The 21,450-nt window shown below is 54.8% G+C and carries 22 protein-coding genes; 12 read left to right on the forward strand and 10 right to left on the reverse strand.

Annotated features, from left to right (window positions below; translation table 11 throughout):
- The first annotated feature begins 22 nt into the window (after positions 1–22).
- A complete protein-coding gene (arsS, locus tag QEH52_RS11735) occupies positions 23–997 on the forward strand; it encodes an arsenosugar biosynthesis radical SAM (seleno)protein ArsS (protein WP_308950665.1) in 975 nt (324 codons plus the stop codon).
- A 99-nt stretch (positions 998–1,096) separates the two neighbouring features.
- Here arsS and QEH52_RS11740 read toward each other — a convergent pair whose 3' ends face one another.
- A complete protein-coding gene (locus QEH52_RS11740; RefSeq protein ID WP_308950667.1) occupies positions 1,097–1,948 on the reverse strand; it encodes a PEP-CTERM sorting domain-containing protein in 852 nt (283 codons plus the stop codon).
- A gap of 227 nt (positions 1,949–2,175) precedes the next feature.
- On the opposite strand from QEH52_RS11740, the gene QEH52_RS11745 reads away from it, so the two are divergent.
- The gene (locus tag QEH52_RS11745; protein WP_308950668.1) at positions 2,176–3,354 is read left to right on the forward strand and encodes a DUF2851 family protein; all 1,179 of its coding nucleotides are present in this window, start codon (positions 2,176–2,178) and stop codon (positions 3,352–3,354) included.
- Positions 3,355–3,429: 75 nt separating this feature from the next.
- Here QEH52_RS11745 and QEH52_RS11750 read toward each other — a convergent pair whose 3' ends face one another.
- Positions 3,430–4,254: a L,D-transpeptidase family protein gene (locus tag QEH52_RS11750; RefSeq protein ID WP_308950669.1), complete on the reverse strand. Its 825-nt coding sequence runs from the start codon at positions 4,252–4,254 to the stop codon at positions 3,430–3,432.
- Positions 4,255–4,605: 351 nt separating this feature from the next.
- Positions 4,606–5,964, reverse strand: coding sequence for an MBL fold metallo-hydrolase (locus QEH52_RS11755; protein WP_308950670.1), 1,359 nt, complete (start codon positions 5,962–5,964; stop codon positions 4,606–4,608).
- 256 nt (positions 5,965–6,220) lie between these two features.
- Here QEH52_RS11755 and QEH52_RS11760 point away from each other — a divergent pair, with 256 nt between their 5' ends.
- Both QEH52_RS11760 and QEH52_RS11765 read left to right on the forward strand, forming a co-directional pair.
- A complete protein-coding gene (locus QEH52_RS11760) occupies positions 6,221–7,171 on the forward strand; it encodes a cation diffusion facilitator family transporter (RefSeq protein WP_308950671.1) in 951 nt (316 codons plus the stop codon).
- 85 nt (positions 7,172–7,256) lie between these two features.
- Positions 7,257–9,170, forward strand: coding sequence for an amidophosphoribosyltransferase (locus tag QEH52_RS11765; RefSeq protein ID WP_308950673.1), 1,914 nt, complete (start codon positions 7,257–7,259; stop codon positions 9,168–9,170).
- 71 nt (positions 9,171–9,241) lie between these two features.
- Here the strand turns inward: QEH52_RS11765 and QEH52_RS11770 are convergent, their stop codons facing one another.
- Positions 9,242–9,694 (reverse strand): DUF695 domain-containing protein, encoded by a 453-nt coding sequence (locus QEH52_RS11770; protein ID WP_308950674.1) that lies wholly within the window; start codon positions 9,692–9,694, stop codon positions 9,242–9,244.
- A gap of 42 nt (positions 9,695–9,736) precedes the next feature.
- Here QEH52_RS11770 and QEH52_RS11775 point away from each other — a divergent pair, with 42 nt between their 5' ends.
- Positions 9,737–10,675 (forward strand): HAD family hydrolase, encoded by a 939-nt coding sequence (locus QEH52_RS11775; protein ID WP_308950676.1) that lies wholly within the window; start codon positions 9,737–9,739, stop codon positions 10,673–10,675.
- A 2-nt stretch (positions 10,676–10,677) separates the two neighbouring features.
- Here QEH52_RS11775 and alr read toward each other — a convergent pair whose 3' ends face one another.
- Both alr and QEH52_RS11785 read right to left on the reverse strand, forming a co-directional pair.
- Complete coding sequence (gene alr / locus QEH52_RS11780; protein ID WP_308950677.1) at positions 10,678–11,823, reverse strand: alanine racemase; 1,146 nt, start codon at positions 11,821–11,823, stop codon at positions 10,678–10,680.
- Positions 11,824–11,844: 21 nt separating this feature from the next.
- Positions 11,845–12,510 carry a hypothetical protein gene (locus QEH52_RS11785; RefSeq protein WP_308950678.1) on the reverse strand — a complete coding sequence of 222 codons (666 nt, stop codon included), beginning with the start codon at positions 12,508–12,510 and terminating at the stop codon, positions 11,845–11,847.
- A 134-nt stretch (positions 12,511–12,644) separates the two neighbouring features.
- On the opposite strand from QEH52_RS11785, the gene QEH52_RS11790 reads away from it, so the two are divergent.
- Positions 12,645–12,920: a metal/formaldehyde-sensitive transcriptional repressor gene (locus QEH52_RS11790; protein WP_308950679.1), complete on the forward strand. Its 276-nt coding sequence runs from the start codon at positions 12,645–12,647 to the stop codon at positions 12,918–12,920.
- Between the two features lie 9 nt (positions 12,921–12,929).
- A complete protein-coding gene (gene dmeF, locus QEH52_RS11795; protein WP_308950680.1) occupies positions 12,930–13,898 on the forward strand; it encodes a CDF family Co(II)/Ni(II) efflux transporter DmeF in 969 nt (322 codons plus the stop codon).
- Between the two features lie 75 nt (positions 13,899–13,973).
- Here the strand turns inward: dmeF and QEH52_RS11800 are convergent, their stop codons facing one another.
- The 4 genes from QEH52_RS11800 to QEH52_RS11815 are packed head-to-tail and all read right to left on the reverse strand — an operon-like array spanning position 13,974 to position 17,987.
- A complete protein-coding gene (locus QEH52_RS11800) occupies positions 13,974–14,780 on the reverse strand; it encodes a hypothetical protein (protein ID WP_308950681.1) in 807 nt (268 codons plus the stop codon).
- A 12-nt stretch (positions 14,781–14,792) separates the two neighbouring features.
- The gene (locus QEH52_RS11805) at positions 14,793–15,812 is read right to left on the reverse strand and encodes a C39 family peptidase (RefSeq protein WP_308950682.1); all 1,020 of its coding nucleotides are present in this window, start codon (positions 15,810–15,812) and stop codon (positions 14,793–14,795) included.
- Positions 15,813–15,829: 17 nt separating this feature from the next.
- Positions 15,830–16,804, reverse strand: a complete 975-nt coding sequence (locus QEH52_RS11810; RefSeq protein WP_308950683.1) for a tetratricopeptide repeat protein — start codon at positions 16,802–16,804, stop codon at positions 15,830–15,832.
- Between the two features lies 1 nt (position 16,805).
- Complete coding sequence (locus tag QEH52_RS11815) at positions 16,806–17,987, reverse strand: glycosyltransferase family 4 protein (protein WP_308950684.1); 1,182 nt, start codon at positions 17,985–17,987, stop codon at positions 16,806–16,808.
- Positions 17,988–18,015: 28 nt separating this feature from the next.
- On the opposite strand from QEH52_RS11815, the gene QEH52_RS11820 reads away from it, so the two are divergent.
- From QEH52_RS11820 to ispF, 5 genes are all read left to right on the forward strand, one after another.
- Positions 18,016–18,738: an MBL fold metallo-hydrolase gene (locus QEH52_RS11820; RefSeq protein ID WP_308950686.1), complete on the forward strand. Its 723-nt coding sequence runs from the start codon at positions 18,016–18,018 to the stop codon at positions 18,736–18,738.
- Positions 18,738–19,856 carry a bifunctional diaminohydroxyphosphoribosylaminopyrimidine deaminase/5-amino-6-(5-phosphoribosylamino)uracil reductase RibD gene (gene ribD / locus QEH52_RS11825; protein ID WP_308950688.1) on the forward strand — a complete coding sequence of 373 codons (1,119 nt, stop codon included), beginning with the start codon at positions 18,738–18,740 and terminating at the stop codon, positions 19,854–19,856. The genes QEH52_RS11820 and ribD overlap by 1 nt, the downstream gene beginning before the upstream one ends.
- Entirely contained in the window at positions 19,853–20,443 is a 591-nt protein-coding gene (gene rdgB / locus QEH52_RS11830; protein ID WP_308950689.1) for an RdgB/HAM1 family non-canonical purine NTP pyrophosphatase, read from the forward strand. The genes ribD and rdgB overlap by 4 nt, the downstream gene beginning before the upstream one ends.
- 88 nt (positions 20,444–20,531) lie before the next feature.
- Entirely contained in the window at positions 20,532–20,936 is a 405-nt protein-coding gene (ndk, locus tag QEH52_RS11835) for a nucleoside-diphosphate kinase (RefSeq protein ID WP_308950691.1), read from the forward strand.
- A 3-nt stretch (positions 20,937–20,939) separates the two neighbouring features.
- Positions 20,940–21,434: a 2-C-methyl-D-erythritol 2,4-cyclodiphosphate synthase gene (ispF, locus tag QEH52_RS11840; protein WP_308950692.1), complete on the forward strand. Its 495-nt coding sequence runs from the start codon at positions 20,940–20,942 to the stop codon at positions 21,432–21,434.
- The last annotated feature ends 16 nt before the right edge of the window (positions 21,435–21,450 follow it).

The following is a 21,450-nucleotide window of genomic DNA, read 5'->3' on the forward strand; positions in this document are numbered from 1 at the left end:
GGCGCTTTGTATTCCTAGTCACATGCCGAGCACTTTACAGACCATTCCATCGTTTCAAGACACGCTGGCCACCCAGCAGTTGACACTGACGCGCCAGTCACCGCGCGTGCTACAGATCAACACCGGTAAGATGTGTAATCTGACCTGTGTGCACTGCCATGTAAATGCTGGACCGCATCGCAAAGAGATCATGACGCTCGAAACCGTGGACCGTATCTTAGATTGGCTACGTTCCACCTCGATCGAAGTCGTTGACTTGACCGGCGGCACGCCTGAGATGATGCCGCACTTTCCGCATCTGGTCGAGGGCGTTCGTGAGATGGGGCGTGAGGTGATGGATCGTTGTAATTTAACCATCATCAATGAGCCAGGCTATGAGTGGGTGGCTGAGTTCCATGCCCAGCATGGCGTGCACATCGTGGCGTCGATGCCGTGCTATTGCCCTAAAAATGTAAATGCCCAGCGTGGTGAGGGTGTCTTCGACTCCAGCATACAAGCCTTGCAAACATTAAATGCGCTCGGCTATGGCATAGATCCCCGTCTAAAATTGGACTTGGTCTTTAATCCCAATGGCGCGCAATTGCCTCCAGAGCAAGCAGAGCTGGAGGCTGACTACAAGCGAGAGTTAAAAGAGCACTTCGACATCGTTTTTAATCAGCTCTTTGCCATTACCAACATGCCGATCGCTCGTTTTACCTCTTATTTGAAACGGCAGGGCAGCTATCAGGCTTATATGCAATTGCTGCTAGACAATTTTAATCCCGCCTCGATCGAGGGCTTGATGTGCCGCGATACGATTAGTGTTGGCTGGGAGGGCGACCTGTTTGATTGCGATTTTAATCAACAGCTAGGCATGCAACATGGGGAGAAGGCAGCACCGGAGCGTTTGTGGGAGCTTGATTTAAATGATTGGGTCCAGCGGCCCATACAACTCGGGTCGCACTGCTATGGTTGCACAGCCGGTCAAGGGTCCAGCTGTGGTGGAGCCACCGTGTGAAAGTAATCGCATTTGAATATACCAAAGCGCGCATGAAGCTCATTCCCGAAAGGGCGGCCTCATGCGCGCGTAGTGAAGTGCTTCTGTGGCTCGATTTACTTACTTTCTGCGACGCTGTAGCATCGTAAATGCGATGACTGCTCCGCCGAGTAGTAGACCAGCCGTGCTCGGCTCAGGCACGGGGATGGTTTCAGCTTCCACGAAGGGTGCAATCACACTGGGGTCGCGAAACTCAAAGATGAAGAGTGCATTGCCGTCCGTAGATTGTTTGCCCACGGCTATTTGCTGCGAGCCACTGCCGTTGCTGGTGAAGGAAACAGCAGTTTCTGGGTTATCGACATTTGTATCTGCTCCATCGTCGGTAAACGCAATGCTGGTGCCATTGTCTGTCGCAGTCAGCTGCGATGTTTTTTCTAAAGTATAATCAGCTACATCCTCCTTGGCGACGGTAACGATTTGTTGAAAGTCGATATCGAGGGTTGTGTAATTGATGGTATCAGTAAATGCAGATGAAGACTCTGTTTCTGCGCCACCTACGAAAGAGCCGAATGTATACCAATCAAACTGCAGTGTTACAGTGCCGACTCCGCCATTTATAGTGGCTAATACGGAGAGCGTACCTGTATCTGTGAGGCCTTGGCTGTTGACTGTTTGCCCGATCATTAAGTTCGATCCGACGTTTCCATTGTCTGAGAGGTAAGTGACTTTCAGCTGTGCGTAGTCCGAGGTCACATTATCGAATTCGTCTCGAGTCTGGATGTCGAATACCGCATAGTCGCCGACTGCAGTCTCATTTGAATAATTCGCAGTCGAGCCGCTACCGCTTACTGTGGTGGAATCGCCAATATGCACTTGCTCACTGGAGATCTCATAGTTTAGGGCAGCGTGTGCTGTCGTGAACGCCAGTAATGGCGCAGAGAAATACGAGATTGTTTTGGTAGGCACTGACATAATTTTTTCTAATATTTGATATAATCTATATCAGTGAGTCAGTATCACGCATTCAATGCGCTTACTGTCAATGTTTATTAGGGTTTATTCGCGTTAATAAATACGTTTGCAGTGTTTATATTTTGCGGTGGATGCGTATGATTGCCTGCGTTTTCTCGTGAGTATGACTCTCAGGGGCTCCTATTGACGGGTTGACCTGTGTGCTTGGTATGTGCAAGCTGTCGTTTGTGTTGAAAAACGAAGTGCAGGAAATTCAGGGACTCTACGGGCCGTTTAGCTTGTCGGAACGTGTCTTGCAGAAGATATGGTTGCGGGGGGATTACGATGCCAGCGATTTGTCGACAGGCTCGGGCAAGCTGCTGCGAGTGGTGGATCCCGGGCGCTGGAATCTACTGGAAGGGCCGGACTTCTTGGAGGCACAACTGGAGCTGGACGGTGAATTGGTGGTGGGAGATGTTGAGGTGCACTTTTACGAGTCGGATTGGCACTTACATGCGCATGGCTCGAACCCTAACTTTAATGATGTGCGCTTGCATGTCGTACTCTATGCCGATCCATCGTCCATTCCGGTGCTCACCGCGCAAGGGCGGCGCCCGGAGGTGGTTCATTTGTTACCATGTTTAGAGCGAGATCTGGAAGATTTTGCAGTGGACGATGCCTTATTAGAGCTGGAGCAAGTGGAAGATACGGAGTGGATGCTTAAATTCATGCAGCAGCCGCTCGAGCGTAGGCGTGCGATTTTGGCCGAAGGGGCCGAGGCGCGTTGGGCGCGCAAGCTAGGTTTCGCTCAGAAGCGCCTCGCGGGGGCATCTTGGACGGAGGCCTGTCATCAATACTGTATGGAGGTTTTGGGCTATGCACGCAATCGTGCCCCGATGTCGCGTCTGGCGTTGATCTATTCGATCGATGATTTTGCGAGCGGGCGGGTCGAGCCTGAGCGAGCCTTTGAGCTGGAACGTGGCAGTTGGCGTCTAAGCGGACTGCGTCCCGCCAATCAGCCGAAGCATCGCTTGGCGCAGTATGCGGCGATCTGTCAGGCGCAGCCCGGTTGGCCCGAGCGCTTGCGCGATCTCCTGGTGACTTGTGGTCCTGTGGGGGATGGCTTGTCGGGAGCTGCTTTTCGCCGAAAGCAGGGCGTGGCACGTTTAATGGAGCGTATTTCGACGGATGTGTTTTCTGGTAGAATTAGCTCTAGACGTTTAAATACACTGATTTGCGATGCTTTGTTCCCGTTGGCACAGGCGGCAGCAGTGGCCGATTGGGCGCCTTATTGGATGCATTGGCCCGCGGGCGATGCGCCGGATGCCTTGCATCGTTTTTTGAAACAAGCGCAAGTGATCGATCGTACGGAGCCATTTTCAAATGGGCAGGTGCAGGGTGGATTGCACTTACTGATTCATAATTAATACATTTTCAGTTTAAAAACGTTGATTTAAGGATCTCTATTTGGATTTCTGATTTTAATACAGCGTCGGTCGTGCCTAAGGATCGACGTGCACAGTGGTGCCTATTTCGACCAGACCAAGCAGGGTTTGCGCATTCCAGTTGGCGAGGCGGAAACAGCCGCTGGATTCGGTGCGGCCCACTTTTTCCGGCTCGGGCGTGCCGTGGATGCCATAGCTGGGCAGGTTGAGGCCGATCCAAGTGCTGCCGACTGGATTATTAGGGCCGGGCTGTATTATAAATTTTTGCGTGATGCCTTCGTTTGCAGCAGTACTGCTCAATATGGCAGGGTTGAAGGTGTAGTTGGGGTTTTTTACGCGCACCTTGACGCGTAGCGCCCCACTGGGGCGCTTGTCCACACGCCGAGCGATGCTGACTGGGCAATGGAAGACGATGCGTCCTTGCGGGCTGATGGCTTGTAAGGTGCGGGCTGAGAGTGAAATTTGTAGATGGCTTACTGGCTGGTAGATTTGCAGTGGGGGCATGTGGGGAACGAGGACCTCTTGCCCCGCTTGCAGCTGATTGAAGTCTAGAGCAGGGTTGAGTTGCTGGATCAGGTCGGGGTGGCTCATGCAGGTTTCGGCCAGCATTTCGAGTATCGAGTGGTAGGCCATGCGCTCACGAGTGCCGCGTTCTTTCCAACTGGCAGGAGCAGGATCGATACGAGCGAAGTCTGCGGCAGAGAGAGTGACTCGAGCGTAGAGGGGTTCGGCGATCTTGAGTGTCGCTTGGGTGGCGAGATCAAACTCTCCGCTGGGGTGTAATTGGTGTGCGGTTTGATATGCGCTCAGTGCTTGGCGTGTTTGAGTGCCGATTGAGCCATCGATGGAGCCGGGAGAGAAGCCGCTACGTGCGAGTGCCATCTGCAGTTCCAATGCATTGGTGATCGCGCGGCCGACCACTGGTTCGGGCGCTGGTGTCGCGATGGGCGCGAGTTGTGGTGATTCCTTAACGGATGTGGCTGCGGAGGCAGCCGTCTCTGGGGCGGTCGCAGTCTGAGTTGTGAGGGGCTCGGCTGCTTGCTTGGATTCGGCAATCGTCTCGCTTGCGGGCTCGTTCTCGACCGCGGCTGAGGGAAAGGCCGCCGAATGAGGCAGCCAGCGATCGGCTGCGTAGGCTAAGATCGCGAGACATCCGAGGCTCAGTAGCAGTCGGAGCGCGACGTGTAAGGCTTGGCGGGTGGTGCTCAGAGTGCTGCGTGGGCCTTGCGGAGATTAAATGTGATACTCAGTGAGTGGCTCAGGGTCGAGAATCGTGGTCTCTGGCATGCGCGAGGTGAGCTCTTGCGAAAACCAGTCACGAGCGTTTTGGTCCCCGTGGGTGAGCACAATCGCGCGCGCATCGCTCTGTTCCGCATAAGCGAGTAGCTCGCTGCGGTCGGCGTGGCCGCTGAGGTCGAATTGATCGATGCTGGCTCGGATCGGGGCGCTGTAGTCGAGCGCATCAAAAAAGAAGCTCGCTTCGTCGCGTTCTGCCAAAAGTTGGCCACCGGGCGAGTCGGGGTCGCAATAGCCGACAAAACAGAGGCCGTTGTTGGGATGTGGCAGTAGCGAAGCGGCAATCTTATAGGACGGCGTGTGCTCGACCATCATGCCGCTACTGACCAGGTAGATTCCTTTGCGTGGTAGGTCACGACCAGGTCGCATATTTAAATCGACGGCGCGCACGTCCATCTTTTCGAGCATTTTAAGATCGAAATCGACCAGATTGGTCTGTTTGCGAATTTTATCGAAATACTCACAGATCGCCATGCCCAAGCCCGCGGCGTGGATGGGGCACTGCGGTAGACGGCCCGCATTGCGAGCGTCGTAGATGATTCGAAATAGTTCTTGCATGCGACCTAGGGCGAATACGGGGATCAGGCAGCTACCTCCTCGCTCCAGAGTGCTCGCGATTTGTTCGATCAGGCGATCGATTTCCGATTCGCGTGTTTTTTTGCATTCGCGGTCATTGGCGCCACGGGTGGTTTCCAGCACCAGCGTGTCGACGGGGCCCATCGGAAGCTCTGCGCCGGGTAAGGTGCGTTGTGCGTCGAAGAGCACATCACCGGAAAAGACAACACGGCGATCTTGGTAGATGAGTTCGACTGCCGCCGCCCCGGCGACGTGGCCCGAGCAGTGGAGGATGACTTCAACTTGATCTTTGCCCTTGGTGTAGATTTCGCCGCGTCCGAAACGTTGGATGGTCAGCTGTTTGGTAAATTGCGCGACATCACGGTGTAAAAAGAGTGGATATTCGGCGATGCCATGCTCTTCGCGTTGCCGCTTCATTACATTGATGGAATTGCGCAGCATGCGCGGAGCCAGTGTGACATTGGGCGCGGCGGTGATGACTGGAGTCTTTGGATTGTGGGCCGTCACAATCGGCATCGAGCCTAGGTGGTCGAGGTGACAGTGGGTCAGGATGATCAGATCGAGGTCAAGGTTTTCGATCGGTTCGAAATCGGGCAGGGCGTCGTAGCCGAGTTTTTTCGGGTGCAGGCCGGAATCGATCAAGATATTAAAGTCGCCAAGCTGTACGAACATCGAGTTCGCGCCAATTTCGCCGTGTCGGTTGAGGTCGGTCAGCTTCATAATTCGTTTGAGGGCATTATTTTCATATATATTTAAGGGGGGGGCACAGCGACGGGGCCGTTGCGGATGATCTCATAGTAAAATCCGCTGGCCCTGCCTCGGCTGCAGTCACAATGTGTTCTGTGCTTGCAGCGAGTGAACTTAGGCAGGTATGCGACTTTATATTGGTCGGCGATAGGCATTGCTCCAAGCTAAAGAACATTCATTAACTAGCAACGTAACAAGTAAAGTGTAATCTCCAAGAGCGAAAATTCAGATGTCTCCGCACAGTTCAGCGAAAAAAATTACCTGGGTCGGCTTATTGCTGAACTTGCTACTCGGCTGCGTGAAAGTGCTCGGCGGTTGGTTGCTACAGTCGAAGGCCCTGCTGGCCGATGGGGCGCACAGCTTGCTGGACCTGCTGACCGATGTGGCGGTGCTGGTGGGACTTTCGCTGGCTAATAAGCCGGAGGATGAGAATCATCTCTACGGACACCACAAGTTTGCCAGTTTTGCTAAGTTCGCCGTGGGAGGCATGTTGCTACTGTTTTCGCTGGGCTTGGTGATCACTGCCTTGCTCGATTACCGCAGCGGAGGCGTGGGGCGCCCACAAGCGGGGGAAGCCGTCGTACTGGCGCTGATTTCACTCGTGCTGAAAGAGGCGCTCTTCTGGTGGACGCGTGGGGTGGCACGACGCTTGAAGTCTGATTTATTGATGGCCAACGCCTGGCATCACCGTATGGACAGCATTTCTTCGCTCGGTGTGGCGGCTGCTTTGGTCGGCGTCTGGCTGGGAGGCGAGAGCTGGGCCTTCCTGGATGGCGTGGTCACTTTGGTGCTTGGTTGTTATTTGATCTTTGAGTCCAGTAAGATTTTTCTGCGAGCGTGTGCCGATTTGCTCGATGCGGCGCCTGAGCGCGAAATCATAGAAGATTTACGCGAGCACATTTTGCCGACCCCCGGAGCCATTGCTTACCATGACTTTCGGGTGCGCCGCGTGGGGGATCTCTACGAAGTCGATTTGCATTTACAGGTAGATCCTGAGATTACTGTCGTGGCCGGGCATGCGATTGCGCGCTCGGTAAAGCGGCGAATGGTAGAAAAACATCCAGAGGTTTCTAAGGTTTTGGTGCATGTGGAACCTGCGAATAGAGAACATATTATGAATCGTGGTCTCTCAGGCTTGGACGGTTCGGAAGATAAAAGCGCCCCAGTTCAGGAAATATAGCTTGTCTGCGCATGCGTAACCGAATTGAAACGTAAGCTCTCGCAACCTCTCAACTAGCCACTTTCAGCGACTGTCTTTTCCTCTTATGAGCGATTTTTTAAAGCACGAATGCGGGATCGCAATGATCCGCCTTTTGAAGCCTATTTCTTATTACCAAGAGAAGTATAATACGCCTCTATACGGTTTTAATCAGCTGTTCTTGCTGATGGAGAAACAACACAATCGCGGCCAAGACGGCGCGGGCATCGGCTGTGTGAAGCTTGATGTCGCCCCCGGCCAGCCTTATATGGCGCGCGAGCGTACGATTAAACAAAACTCCTTGGCACGCATTTTTAAGGGGCAACTCAAGGCCTACCAAAAGATGGTGGATAAGGGCGTGATCCACCCTGAATTTCCTCAGACGGTCAAAGATAACTTCGATTATGGTGGCGAGATTCTGCTAGGCCACCTGCGCTATGGCACCTCGGGAGTGTATTCTTCAAATAGCTGCCACCCCTACGTGCGCCAGTCGAATTGGCCGACCAAGAATTTAATGTTGGCAGGTAATTTTACCATTACCAACGAAAAGGACCTCAACGCCGACCTGATCAATCGTGGCCAACACCCGATCTTCGGTACCGACACGCAAGCTGTCTTGGAAGAAGTCGGCTTCCATCTCGACGAAGCACACGATGCCATCTACCACAAGATGCGTGATCAAAATGTCGAAGGCACCAAGATCCCTCGCATCATTAGTGAGCAGCTGGATCCGATTCGTATTTTGAGAAATGCCGCTTCCAATTGGGACGGCGGCTACGCGATTGCCGGGTTGATTGGTAATGGTGACAGCTTCGTGATGCGGGACCCGCAGGGCATTCGCCCTTGCTTCTATTTCCAGAACGATGAAGTCATCGCCTTCGCCTCTGAGCGCGTGGCTTTGATGACAATTTTTGATCAACCGATCGAGAATGTGCGCGAAGTCGAGCCCGGCTGTGCCATGGTGGTGAAGAGTGACGGCAAGATTTACAGCGAACGTTTCACCGAGCCGCGCCCCATCACACCTTGTTCTTTCGAGCGTATTTACTTCTCACGTGGTAACGACGCCGACATTTACGCAGAGCGCAAAGCACTCGGTGGTGCCTTGCTCGAGCAAGTCGTTAAAGCGATTGATAATAATTTCGCAGACAGCGTCTTTAGCTTCGTTCCCAATACCGCTGAGGTCGCTTATTACGGCTTGTTGGATTCAGTCCGCCTGCATCGTCGTAAAGAAGTGCGCGACTCGCTGTTGGCGGCGCAAGAAAACGGCACACTGGATGCAAAATTGATCGACGAGCTGATCATGGGCAACTGGCCGCGTGGGGAAAAGATCGCGCACAAGGACATCAAGCTGCGCACCTTTATTTCGCAAGAAGAAGGCCGCGCCAAGCTCGTCTCCCACGTTTACGATATCACATACGGGATCGTCGAAAAGAAGGACTGCTTGGTCTGCATCGATGACTCTATCGTCCGCGGCACCACGCTCAAGGAGTCGATTCTTAAGATCCTTAGTCGCACTCAGCCGCGCAAAATCGTGGTTGCATCCACCGCGCCGCAGATTCGCTATCCCGACTGTTACGGCATCGACATGTCCGAACTCGGTAAGTTCATCGCCTTCAAGGCCACTGTTGAATTACTGAAAGACGACGGCTGCTCGCATTTATTGCAAGAAGTGTATGTTGACTGTATCGCACAGGCCGACAAGCCCTCCAGCGAAATGGTCAATCACGTCAAGCGCATCTACGAGCGCTACAGCGACGAGCAAATTTCCGCTAAGATCGCGGAATTAGTGTATCCCAAGAATGTGCCTTGGACCGGCGAGCTCGAGATCGTCTTCCTGCCGGTGGACAAGATGCGCGAAGCGCTCCCAAACAATAATGGGGATTGGTATTTTACTGGAGATTATCCAACTCCCGGTGGCACTGCGACCGTGAACAAAGCCTTTATTAACTACTTCGAAAACAAGACTGGCCGCGCTTACTAGGCGCGGTCTCGTCGCTGGCTAGGCTTTGCGCTTAGTGCGCAAAGCCAGTCCGAGCGGCGGAGTTTTCACGGCTAGGCTTGCACCGGAGGGTTGCAGATTTGATACACTTGGCGCAGTGGCTCCCAATTGGGGTCTTCTTCGACGTGTAACTGAATCGGGAGCGTGGGCACACCTGCGAGGGCTTGATTGATGCGTTGGCTGACTTCGTCGGCATCCGAGAAGTAGAAGTGCCACTCGCGGCTGCCACGGGTGGTGTAGACAAAGGCGAGGACGGCTAGACGGTCGGGGTCGAGTGAGTCTAACAAGAGTTTTTCGAAGTCCTTCATGTCCGCGCTCTGCGTGTCTGTGGGCATGCCGTCGGCATCTCCGGGGCTGAAGTCCCAGGTAATTGTGAGTCGGCGAGGGTAGTTTTCGTCGGCTAAAAATTTCTGTAGACTGGGCCGAAAGCGCAGGAGGCTGGCTTGCTCAGGATTCTTACCTTTGGCGATATTCCATGCATCTGTTTGGGCGGCGGCTATTTTCATGGTGAGATTTCGTATCTGTCAGAGTGTTGTGTGTAGAGTCGAATGAATGAACAGAGTGGATCGTTTTCAATGGGGCGTGACAAGGTTTCGGATACAGATATTTATTATACTATGTTGAGTGCGGAAATAAAAATAATTTTTCAAGATGTGGACGGCTGCCTAAACCCAGAAGATGGTGAGGGCTTCGGCGTGGCGGTTGATTGGCAGCCCTCTACGCGTCAAATTGCCATGTTGCAGGCGATTGACGCTGCGGTGGAGGCCTCTTCGCTCACACATTTCGTGATCAATACGGGGCGCCCATGGGCCTTGGTGCGGAATTTGGTGCAGCATTTTAAGTCGTCGAAGGCGCGCTATTTTTTGCTCGAGCATGCCTGCGTGCTCTACGATCGAGAACGTGCTGCTTTTATCAATTGTGCCCAGCTGGCTGCCTCACATGACTTACCCGAACTGGCGAGCCGCTACCGCAATATCGAGATTATTGAGACACTCTTTGATTGGTACCGCCATCGTGGACAGGCTTTGTTGGAGGCTCATTATCGGGCGGACCTTACGCCTGTAGAGAAAATCGGAAATTTGTCCTTCGTGATACCAGAGGGCGTCGACGGCGCAGAAATGCTGACTCGTATCGAGGCACTCGCTCGCGAGGAATTAGAAGGGGCGCAGGTGGACCAGTTGGACTTTTTACGTTCGGATCGCTACATCGATATTTTGCCAGGCATTCATAAGTTGGATGGCATACATTTACTCACGGCTCATTTGGGGCTGAGCTTGGATCAGGCCCTCGCGGTGGGGGACTTTTTAAACGATCTGCCTGTTTTTGAATCTTTTAGTCGAGTGATGTGCCCTGTAAATGCGCATCCGCAGATCAAAGAGCTGACGCGTGCAAAAGGTGCTGGGGGGCATGTGAGTCGGTTGCCTTATGGGGCTGCATTGCTCGAATTGCTGAAGCCTGTGTCCACTGCGGGGGATTCGGGCGCCTAAACTTACAGTTCGCGTGAGCCGACATACACACGAGTGACGCGTTTGGTCACGGAGCAGAGGGTTTCCCAAGGGATGGTCTGTGCCTGTTCGCTGAACTCAGTAGTCGTGATCTCGTGTGCACCGTCTTTGCCGATCAGCACGACTGGATCTCCGATTTGTGCGCTGGGGCAGTCGGTGACATCGACGATCGTTTGATCCATGGTGACGCGGCCCAGGATCGGGCAGCGCTGTGCATGGATCAGCACGCTGCCGCGATTACTGAGCTCCAGGGGCACACCGTCGCCATAGCCCGCTGTGAGCACCGCGATGCGTGAGTCACGCTTGAGTTGATGCGTGCGTGCGTAGCTGATGTCGGTGCCGCCGGGCAAGTCCTTGATCAGACCTATGCGGGTGTGGAAGCTGAAAATGGGCTCGACGGCCACTCGGCCTAGTGCGGATTTTGGATAGGGCGGCACGCCAAATTGCAGTAGTCCGATGCGCACCGCATTGTAGGGGCTGTCATTACTGAGCGTGTCGATGCCCGCCGAGTTGTCGGCATGGATCAGTAGTGACTCCGCTAAGCCTCGCTCTGATTGTAGGGCTCGTAAAAAGCGTTCGCGTTGCACTTCGGTAAATTGAGTATCACTGTCGGCGCTGGAAAAATGAGTGTAGACGCCTTCGAGCTGGAGCGCGGGCATGGCCTGTATTTGTGTCAATAGGGCCGGTGCATCGCGGTGCCAGATACCGAGGCGCCCCATGCCGGTATCGATTTTGAGGTGCACTTTGATACGGCAGCCATTGGCTTGCCCCAGTGCATTGAGACGCTCGCACTCGCCGAGGGTGCTGACGGTGGCGGTGAGATCATACTCGACCACGAAGTGGTCCTCCTGCGGCAGTAGCGGGCTCAGCACTAGTATCGGCCAACCGGCGCCCATGTGGCGTATGTCGGCGGCTTCAGTCACATTGGCCACTGCGAAACAGTCGACTCCGCTTTGCATCAAGCGACGCACAATTTGTGGCATGCCATGGCCGTAGGCGTCGGCTTTGACCACGGCCACGTAGCGCATGCGCGCAGGCAGCGCAGCTTGTATGCGCTTCAAGTTACGCTCAAAGGCCGCGAGGTCGATTTCCGCCCAGCAGCGTAGAGGGGAGGTGGTGGCTGTGCTCACTTTTTTCTGAGGAGGTGAAGATCAGGCCTGTGCCCGGTGGCGGGTCGGTGTCCATTTCTGAAAGGTATTGATACCGGAGCTGTAAAGCTCCACGCTTTCGCTTGCTTGCAGTAGGCCGGGCTCTGTGCGAACCGAGCTGAGTTGAGCGGGCCGGTAACTCAAGGTTTGCGCCCGAGCGGGCGGGCTTTGCCAACCTTTACGCTGGGGCAAGTGGAAGAGTGGCCCCGTCCAAGCGGCTAGGCCTGCATCGTCGATCACTTCGCTGCTGCCGACCTGGCCGTCGCGAATGTAGAGTGCGTTCCATGCGCCCTTTTTCCAATCGGCTACAATGAGGGCGTCTTGCAGTTCTGGCTGGGCGTGGCATAAGGCGTGCGCGATCAGCTGTAGGCTGTTGTATTTATATAGCTTAGCCGAGGCTGGGTAGAGGCGCGTCCATGTTTCGATCGCCATGGCGCAGAGGCGCAGTCCCAAGACCGAGCCGGGGCCCTCACAGTAAATGTAACGATCGATGTCGGCCAAGCTAAGCTTGGCCTCAGCTAAACTCTGCTCGATCGCGGGAAACAATTCTTCCAAGGGCGTGCCGGGGCGGTCGATCGTGGCCAGCCATTGATCTTGGGAGTTGAGCAGCCCCGCAAATACCGAGCTGCCGGAGCCGTCGATCACGAGGGAGATGTGGTCTTCTTGCATATAGATAGTCGTAGTGTGCACGGCGACGTGTGCCAGCGAAATATTTCAAGAACTTTCTTTGAGTCTATTACGGATATATAGGTCGACCGTCATTTGTGGCTTGATAATACTATAGGGGGGTATAGTATTTAGGAATGGGACATTTACACGGAGATAACAAGAAGTTGGTCGCGCGGGTGCGTCGTTTGAAAGGACAGTTGGAAGGCGTGGAGCGAATGCTGACTGAGCAGGAAGACTGCTATACGGTGTTACAAAGTGTCGCGGCCTGCCGAGGGGCATTGAATTCGCTGACCCGCGAGTTGATTCACGAGCATATTGAGCATCATTTGCTCGGTGCAGAAGGCGCTACGGATTCGGTGCGTGAAGCTTCGAAGGAGGTGCAGGCGATCATTAACAGCTATTTAAAATAGGGGAGTATTATGGGGAAGATCGATATTACGAAATGGCAGCATAGTCATAGTTTTGGACAAGAAGTTCGTAAAGAGGGGGAGTCGCGCACTTTGTGGGTGATTGCTATTACTGCGCTGATGATGGTCATTGAGATCGCAGCTGGCATGGCTTTTGGCTCGATGGCATTGTTAGCGGATGGCTTGCACATGGCCTCGCACACCGCGGCTTTGGGTATCACTGCCTTTGCCTACATTTATGCGCGCAAATATGCGCATGATACACGCTTCAGTTTCGGCACTGGCAAAGTGAATGCCTTGGGGGGATTCACCGGGGCTTTGCTGCTCGCTGTCTTTGCCCTTGTGATGGCTTGGGAGAGTGTGGAGCGATTATTGAATCCAACTGAGATCGTATTCAATTCTGCCATTGCGGTGGCGATCATTGGATTAATCGTGAATGGGGTTTCCGTTTTTATCCTGGGGGCCGACCATGATCACGGTCATGATCATTCACACAGCCATGAGCACCATCACGAGCACGAGCATGGACATGGCGATCATCACCATCATGATCATGGGCATCATCACGATCACAATTTGCGGTCTGCGTATCTACATGTTTTGGCGGACGCTTTGACCTCCTTGACGGCAATCATTGCACTTTTAGCGGCAAAGTACTTTGGGTGGATCTGGATGGACCCGTTGATGGGAATCGTCGGCTCCTTGCTCGTTGCTAAATGGTCGGTCGGTTTACTAAAACAGACGAGTCAAGTTCTACTCGACTATCAAGCATCGGAGACCCTTATAAGTGAGGTCAGGCGCGCAATTGAAGGTGATGAACATAGCCAGATCAGCGATTTGCATGTGTGGTTAATTGGGCCCAATCGTTATAGCGTAATCGTAGCACTCGTGTCGGAGACTCCGGATTCGGTTGCTGCTTACCGTAGTCGTTTAGATCCCGACAAATTTAGTCATGTGACGGTTCAAGTGGATCGACTGTAGCTCGAGCTCACTGTGATGGCACCTTGGCTGCAGTTGGGGAGGGCTCAGAACCGCGGATGAGGTGTATTGTGTCGCTTACTGGCGTTCGCGGCAGATATTACACAGGCAAATCATGTCCTTGCCGACGGATTTGTAGCGGAAGTCGCGCTCCGGGGCACTTTGATCGCTTGCCCCGCACTCTTCGCAGGTGTGGAGTGCCGTGTGGGCGCGTTCTTTGCGTTCACCTTCAAACTTGGCTCTACGCTGACGGGTTTCGAGTGATTGTTGCAGCATGCCCTTGAAAAAGAGTAGGTATGCGAGGTAGGGGGCTAGGAATGCGATCCGGTGCCCCAGTGAGGGCAATGCTAAGACGGCGAAGAAGCCGAAGCCGACGATGATCCATGCCAGCCATTTAACCTTCACGGGGATGACAAACATCATCAGGAATTGGATGTTGGGGTTGAGTGTGGCGAAGGCGAGAAAGAGGCTATAGTAGAGAAAGCGGGGCGCGACATAGAGTGTCGCGGCCGGGGAAATGAGTTGTCCGATAAAGGCGCCTGCAATGGCTAATACAATACAGGTAAGCAGGAAGACATTGAGTCGGAAGGTGCCCCATTGTGCTTCGAGATTTTGGCTCATCATCCATAGTATATACCAGAAGAAGGCTAGGAATATCGCCTGGAAGGCGGTGGCCGGGACGAAGGGCGGGGTGATCAAAAAAGAGAGTAAGCGCCACCACTCGCCGGCAAAGACGGCTTTGGGCACTAGCAATAGGCCTTCAAACTCTAGGCGCCCGGTGAGCATACCGGCATAGATTATGAGCTGCGCGACGATTAGCGTCATCACAACATTCGGCACGGCAAGTATACCGAGGCGCTTTTCCAGCTTATCCAACATTTTCATAGGCGGCTACCCTTACAAGCTCGGCGCTGGATGCAACTCGATCATGGGCAATTCCCATATTTTTTCGTCGTGACCGTTTTGCTGGAAGGCAGTGGCCCAGTTGCGGGTGAGGCTGCCGAGTGTCATGAGCTGGGCAGGTTGCCAGCCGCGTTCGTCGATTTTACGCACTAGAAAGCGAGCGCCGCCTTTTGGGGGGCGGGTGACAAAGAGGTAGGCTTGGGTGTCTCCGGACTGGCTGAGTGGGATGAATACGGCGGGGGCGCGTTCGAAGGCGAGCTCGAGTATCATGCGTCCATCGTCGCGCGCGGTATCACGGGCGAAGCGTGCATTATCGCGCGCATCGCGGCGGCTGCACCAGACGAGCTCGTGTGCTTGATTCGCACGGGCGAGGCGTTGCTGCAGCATCAGGAAGTTGCCATCAAATTGGGGCACGATGCTTTGTATTTTTTGAATAAAGTCTTCGCTGGCGCTGGGCGCCTCAGCTGGAGCTTCGATCAAAACGATGCCGTAGCCTTCCTGGGCGGTTTGTTGATAGGATTTTTCAAATACCTGGCCCCATGGGTTGTGGAATTTGAGTTCCTTATGGCGATCATTGTAGCCTACGATCACACAGCCGTGGCCCATCGAGCCGAAGACATTTGGGCGAAAGGAGATGTAAATGGGGCCTGTGTGGGCGAGGCTTTTTCGGATCTCTGGTAGGGCGTGTTGGTAAAAGTCTGCTGAGCCTTCCCAGCGCAGGGTTTCTCCGCTAAAGCCGAGTTTTTGCATGGCGAGCAGCATGTCGCTGGGGTAGGTGCCTTGATTGTTGGCAGACATGGCAGAAGAGAGCTCGGCCACTTGGTCTTGGTCAGTCTTGATACCATGGAATTGGGCAATCATCGCGGCTGAAGCGGGCACGCAGTAGTTGCCCTTTTGCCGGATCATGGGCACTTTTTTGAGTTCGACTCGATCGGGCAGTTCATTGTCGTTACCTGTTGCGTAGGCGCATGTGGCGCTCAACAACAGCAGCAGAATACGATTGAAGTGTTTCACGTCGGGGCGTGGCGAAATTAAGGAGCGAGCAGGGCGACGCTGTCGTGCAGAGTGAGCACGCGCGCGAGAGTGTATTCAAATACGCGGGTGTCACCATGGCGTGCCACCCATTCGAAGTGCGGTTTGGCTTGTTCTGGCTGGTGATTTGCACGTAGCTTGAGGCCAATGTAGGTGTGCGCCTCAGTCTCTTGCGCGGTGTCCATTACGTAGCTAATGAGTTCGGCGGCGTCGATGCTGTCGTTCAAGTAGTCGACCACTGGGGCGGGCCAGTGGTTGAGTGGCTTGTTTTGTACTGCATACTTAAGGGAGTTCTGCGCCTGCTGCACTTCGCCGGTTTCGAGGTATGAGAAGTAGGCGATCAGCTGCGGGTAAACGGAGCTCTCGTTTTTCTTGTTATACATCAAAGTGGCCGTCTTCGCGGAGAGCGCTGCTTGAGAGAAATCGCCCCGGCACATTTGTGTCCATGCGAGTGTTTCGTAAAAGAAGCCATTGATGGGCTGTTCGGAAGTGGCTTGTTCGAAGGATCGGAGTGCGGTGTCGAAATCTTCCATATTGAAGGCGGCGAGCCCGCGGCCATTCCAAGCGAAAGCGTGGCGTGGGTGAGTTTGCACGATCGCGTCGTAGGAGGCAAATGCCTCGTTGTGGCGCTCCGACTCCGCGTAGATCATGGCTTGGCCCAGCAGCGCGGCAAGATCTTGATGGTCGATGAGGAGGGCCTGCTGAAAGTGTTCTAGTGCACCGTCGGAATCGCCGGATTGTAAGAGCTGATAGGCTTCAGTCACCAGTGCGTTGGGGCTGCTCTGTGAGACTTGGCTGCTCGAGGTGGTTCCGGTTTGTGTGTTTGTTGCGATGGCCGCATCTTCCAGGTCTTCCAGTTTTTGGGAACTCTCGCCACTGCTTTGAGCGCCTACCGGTAGCGTCAATATACTGAGGAGTAGCAGTTGAAAGCTCTGTCTTCTAAAGAAATTATTGATTCGAGTGATTGCCATCATGCTACAGCGTAGACTGTTCGCTGTTAGACACAATGTCAATTTGAGGCGTAGTTTGTTCCGTTTTTGCGGCTTTTTGCAGTAAGTGGTTGAAGCGGTCGATGGTGGCGGACCAAGGGTAATTGATGGCTGTGGCGCGAGCGGCGGTGCGGATGGGGGGCATCTTGGACTGTTCTTGGATCACGGATTCGGTGCATTGAATAAAGGCCTGGCGGTCGGCTAATGACACTAAATGTCCATTGGACCCGGACTGGATGAACTGTTTGCCGGCAGCGTAATCATAGGTGATGACCGCGAGTCCGCTGGCCATGGCTTCGATCACGACGTTGCCGAAGGTTTCGCTGGTGCTGGCAAAAATAAAGATGTCGGCGGAGGCGTAATGGCGTGCGAGGTCCTCATCATAACGCATGCCTGCAAAATGCACCTCGGGCCACTGGCGTTCCAATTTCTTGCGCACGGGCCCATCGCCCACGACCACCATCTTGAGCTCGGGGCAATGCTTGCGTGCGGCTGCCCATGCTTCGAGTGTGAGCGGAATGTCCTTTTCGGCGGCGACTCGGCCCACATAGAGCGCAACCGGGCTGTGGGCTGCGGCGCCCCAGCTGCGACGCAGTTCGGGGTCGCGCTTGTCGGGGCTAAACAGCACGGTGTCCGCGCCACGGCCTAGCATCTGCAGGCGTTGGACGCCGTCTTTTTCCAGGCGTTGGATGAGGCTGGGATCGGGCACGGTGGTGAGGGCACACTGATTGTGAAACCAGCGCAGGTAGGCCATCATCCAGCGCGCAGCAAAGGCGGCTCCGTAATCGGCGCAGTAATCCTGGAAGTTGGTATGAAAGGTCGAGCTGACGGGGATGCGTAACTTGCGGGCCGAGCGCAGCGAGGAGAAGCCCAGCGGCCCTTCGGTGGCGACGTGCACGATGTCAGGTTTGTCTGCTTCAAATAGGCGTTCGAGCTCACCTGGGCGAGGCAGGCCGAGTTTGAGGCCCGCGTAGTTGGGAATCGGGATGCCAAAGACTTCGTGCACCTGTAAGGAGGCGTGCTCGGCGGGTGGGGCCTCTTGATGGCGCGGCTTGATCAGTGTGATGCGATGCCCTTTGGCGAGTAGACCACGCACGAGACGCTGATTCGTCATTGCCACGCCGTTGACCTCCGGCGGGTAGGTTTCCGTAACAAGTGCAATATGCATAGGGCGCGCAACCTAGAGGCCCAGAATCATGGCGCAAGTGCGGCATTGTGACAATCTGGTGACCGCTCAATACTTACGGATTGAAACCGGCGGCGTGGCCTGCATCGTCAGCCGCATCATGATTATCGAATTTCAAGAACTCCCTCCGATTGGCACCAATGCCTTTGCCCTTATTGAGCCATCGCTGCAGCAATGTGTGATTGTCGATGCGCCTGCCGATGCGTATGCGTGGGCGCAGCAAGTGGCGGATCAGCATGGCTGCAAAATTGTGGCCCTCATTTTGACGCATGGGCACTGGGATCATATTTTGGATGGGCATCAGTTCGCGGCGGCGGGCGTGCCTACCTATGGACATGCGGACGATCGCGAGATGTTTGCTGCGCCGTCCAAAATGGCCAGCTACGCGATCCCTGGGCTGGAGTTGAAGGAAGTGCCGATTGACCATTGGATTCAAGGCGGCGATCAGCTCGAGCTGCTAGGCACACAGATGGAGATTCGTCATGTGCCGGGGCACTGCCCTGGCAATGTCTTGGTCTACATCGCCAGCGAAAAAGCCGCCATCGTGGGGGATGTCATCTTTGCAGGCAGTGTGGGGCGCTATGACCTGCCGGGCGGGGATTTCTCGGTATTGGAAAAATCGATTAAGACTCAGGTCTATACTTTGCCAGATGAGACCACGCTCTATCCGGGCCACGGTCCGGCGACTTCGGTGATTCAGGAAAAGGCGAGTAACCCATACGTGAAAGGGTAATGTCGGATCCGCTCAAAGATGAACGCTTTATGCGGCGCGCGCTGGAACTGGCGCAGCGAGCATGGGGACAGACGCACCCGAACCCGATGGTGGGCGCTGTCATCGTCGAAGACGGCGAGATTGTGGCCGAAGGTTGGCACCATGCGGCCGGGAAAGCGCATGCCGAGATTGAGGCGATCCGGGCCTTGGGGCGCAAACCTACGGGCGGGGCGACGATCTATGTGACACTTGAGCCCTGCAGCACTTGCGGGCGCACGGGCGCGTGCACGGATGCGATCATCGCGGCCGGATTCGCAGCTGTGGTGGTGGGCGCGCAGGACCCGAATCCAGCTCATGCCGGGCGTGGCTTGGCGATTCTTCGCGAAGCCGGCATCGCTGTGACTTCGGGCGTATTGGCGCAGGAGTGTGCCGACTTGAATCTTATTTTTAATCATTGGATCACGCAGAATACGCCGCTAATAGCCGCCAAAATGGCGCTCACCTTAGATGGCAAATTTGCGGCCGCTTCCGGGCATTCGCGTTGGGTGACTGGTGAGTTGGCACGGGCGGATGTCATGCGTTGGCGTCGTTACTTCCCCGCGATCGCGGTGGGAGCGAATACCGTGTTGCACGACAACCCGAGCCTGACCTCGCGCATCGGCGAGCAAGTCTGGTGTCCGCAGCGCTTTGTTTTTGATCGTAGTCTAAAGACGCTGGAGCCGGCGCAACTGCCGCAGATATATTCGGATGCTTATGCGTCCAATACGGTGCTGCTGTGTGCCGAATCGGCTGCGACCGAGCTGCAGGCACGAGCGGCTCGTCATGACATAGAAGTCTGGATTTTGCCAGAGGTGGAAGGGCAGCTCGATTGGCAGGCCTTTCGGGCGCGTTGCCTCGAGGCCGAGATCTATGGTGTCTATGTGGAAGTCGGGCCCAGGCTCGCCACGCGGGTCATTGAGTCGGCCTTGGTGGACTACTTATTTATTTACCAAGCCCCCAAACTGCTCGCAGATGCGGCAGCGCCTGGCTTGGGCTCGCTGCGCAATACGCAGCACATGCACCAAGCCTGGACGCTGCAAGCATTGCGGCGTGCACAGTTTGGAGAGGATCATTTAACCCGAGGATTTCTACAAAAATGAAGCAATTAATAGTCGCCACAGGTAACGCGCACAAAGTCGAAGAGTTCGATGGTCTCTTGGCTGACTGCGGTTTCGAAGTTCACTCTGCCAAAGTTTGCGGCGGCATGCCCGAAGTCGTCGAGGACGGCGGTAGCTTTGCAGCCAATGCACGGATCAAAGCGCTGGCACTACGCGCGCAAGCGCCTGCCGATGCATGGATCGTGTCTGACGATTCAGGGCTTGAAGTCGATGCGCTCGACGGAGCGCCCGGCATCTATTCCGCGCGCTATGCAGGCGAGGGGGCCAATGATTTGGATAACTTGAATAAGTTGCTGGCGGAGTTGGCCCAAGTGCCTGTGGAGCAGCGCGCGGCGCGCTTTCGCTGTGTGCTCTGCCTGCTCGATCCCGAGGGGCGGGAGCAGTTCTTCGAAGGTGCTTGCGAGGGGCGCATCGCGACCGAGCCGACTGGGGCAGCAGGCTTCGGATACGATCCCATCTTTGTGCCAGTGGGTTTTAGCAAATCCTTTGCAGAGCTTGGTGAAACCAGCAAAAGTCAACTCAGCCATCGCGCGCTCGCCGTCAAAGCCCTGCGCCAGGGGGTGCTTTAATCCTCGCGAATTCTTGTTCTAGTTGCGGTATTTTGTCTTGTCAAAGAGGGCAGTCTGTTGCATCCCAATTCCCCCACTACAAAACCTTATGGAAGAAACACTTATCATTCTCAAACCTGACTGCATGAAAAATCGTGTCGCAGGTGAAGTTATCTCACGCTTTGAAAAGGCCGGTTTCGAAATCGTTGCCTCGAAAGTTATGCAATTAGATGGTCCCATCTTGCGCGAGCACTATGCACACGTGGCCGACAAGCCTTTCTTTCCTGAGATCGAAGAATTCATGAGCAGCCGCCCGGTCATGCCTATGATTCTTCGTGGCGAAGACGTGATTGCAAAGGTCCGTGATTTGCTCGGTCCTACAAACTCTCAAGAAGCGGCTAAGGGGACCATTCGCGGGGATCTTGGCACTGACATGATGCAAAACGTCGTGCACGCATCGGACAGTCCCGAAGCGGCTGCAGATGAGAAAAAACGCTTTTTCCCAGAGCTCTAAACAGTGAAGGTTAAAACAGGGATCGGTCTCGACAGCCATCGATTCGTCGAAGGCGAGTCGGACCGTCCCTTTATTTTAGGAGGGCTCCAGTTTGAGGATGCCCCGGCACTGGCTGGCAATAGCGATGCCGATGTCATTTTACACGCGGTGACCGATGCGATTAGCGGAGTCACCGGGCGCACGGTGATTGGTGCTGTGGCCGATGCCATGTGCAAGCAGGGCATTACCGACAGCAAGGCTTACCTCGCAGTGGCCCTGGAAGACCTCGCAAAGATGGGGGGCGGCGCTTGGCAGATTAGTCATCTGTCTGTGGCTGTGGAATGTTTGCGCCCCAAGATTGACCCCAAAGTGCCCGCTTTGCGTGCCTCTTTGGCCAGCCTACTGGCAATCGATGTCGAGGATGTATGTATCACCGCGACCACTGGCGAGGGCCTCAACGACTGCGGTCGTGGTCTCGGCATGCATGTGTCTGCAGTGCTGACAGTCGTGCGAGACTGATCTTTTGCACTGTGCG

Origin of the sequence: Thalassobacterium maritimum (genome assembly GCF_031127805.1) — a bacterium.
Classification (GTDB): domain Bacteria; phylum Verrucomicrobiota; class Verrucomicrobiia; order Opitutales; family Coraliomargaritaceae; genus Thalassobacterium; species Thalassobacterium maritimum.

What these genes read in the sequence shown, in the direction of transcription:
- arsS (WP_308950665.1), top strand. Translation starts at nt 23, where the DNA reads ATGCCGAGCACTTTACAGACCATTCCATCGTTTCAAGACACGCTGGCC.
- QEH52_RS11740 (WP_308950667.1), bottom strand. Translation starts at nt 1,948, where the DNA reads ATGTCAGTGCCTACCAAAACAATCTCGTATTTCTCTGCGCCATTACTG.
- QEH52_RS11750 (WP_308950669.1), bottom strand. Translation starts at nt 4,254, where the DNA reads ATGGCACTCGCACGTAGCGGCTTCTCTCCCGGCTCCATCGATGGCTCA.
- QEH52_RS11755 (WP_308950670.1), bottom strand. Translation starts at nt 5,964, where the DNA reads ATGAAGCTGACCGACCTCAACCGACACGGCGAAATTGGCGCGAACTCG.
- QEH52_RS11760 (WP_308950671.1), top strand. Translation starts at nt 6,221, where the DNA reads ATGTCTCCGCACAGTTCAGCGAAAAAAATTACCTGGGTCGGCTTATTG.
- QEH52_RS11765 (WP_308950673.1), top strand. Translation starts at nt 7,257, where the DNA reads ATGAGCGATTTTTTAAAGCACGAATGCGGGATCGCAATGATCCGCCTT.
- QEH52_RS11770 (WP_308950674.1), bottom strand. Translation starts at nt 9,694, where the DNA reads ATGAAAATAGCCGCCGCCCAAACAGATGCATGGAATATCGCCAAAGGT.
- QEH52_RS11775 (WP_308950676.1), top strand. Translation starts at nt 9,737, where the DNA reads ATGAATGAACAGAGTGGATCGTTTTCAATGGGGCGTGACAAGGTTTCG.
- QEH52_RS11785 (WP_308950678.1), bottom strand. Translation starts at nt 12,510, where the DNA reads ATGCAAGAAGACCACATCTCCCTCGTGATCGACGGCTCCGGCAGCTCG.
- QEH52_RS11790 (WP_308950679.1), top strand. Translation starts at nt 12,645, where the DNA reads ATGGGACATTTACACGGAGATAACAAGAAGTTGGTCGCGCGGGTGCGT.
- dmeF (WP_308950680.1), top strand. Translation starts at nt 12,930, where the DNA reads ATGGGGAAGATCGATATTACGAAATGGCAGCATAGTCATAGTTTTGGA.
- QEH52_RS11800 (WP_308950681.1), bottom strand. Translation starts at nt 14,780, where the DNA reads ATGAAAATGTTGGATAAGCTGGAAAAGCGCCTCGGTATACTTGCCGTG.
- QEH52_RS11810 (WP_308950683.1), bottom strand. Translation starts at nt 16,804, where the DNA reads ATGATGGCAATCACTCGAATCAATAATTTCTTTAGAAGACAGAGCTTT.
- QEH52_RS11815 (WP_308950684.1), bottom strand. Translation starts at nt 17,987, where the DNA reads ATGCATATTGCACTTGTTACGGAAACCTACCCGCCGGAGGTCAACGGC.
- QEH52_RS11820 (WP_308950686.1), top strand. Translation starts at nt 18,016, where the DNA reads ATGGCGCAAGTGCGGCATTGTGACAATCTGGTGACCGCTCAATACTTA.
- ribD (WP_308950688.1), top strand. Translation starts at nt 18,738, where the DNA reads ATGTCGGATCCGCTCAAAGATGAACGCTTTATGCGGCGCGCGCTGGAA.
- rdgB (WP_308950689.1), top strand. Translation starts at nt 19,853, where the DNA reads ATGAAGCAATTAATAGTCGCCACAGGTAACGCGCACAAAGTCGAAGAG.
- ndk (WP_308950691.1), top strand. Translation starts at nt 20,532, where the DNA reads ATGGAAGAAACACTTATCATTCTCAAACCTGACTGCATGAAAAATCGT.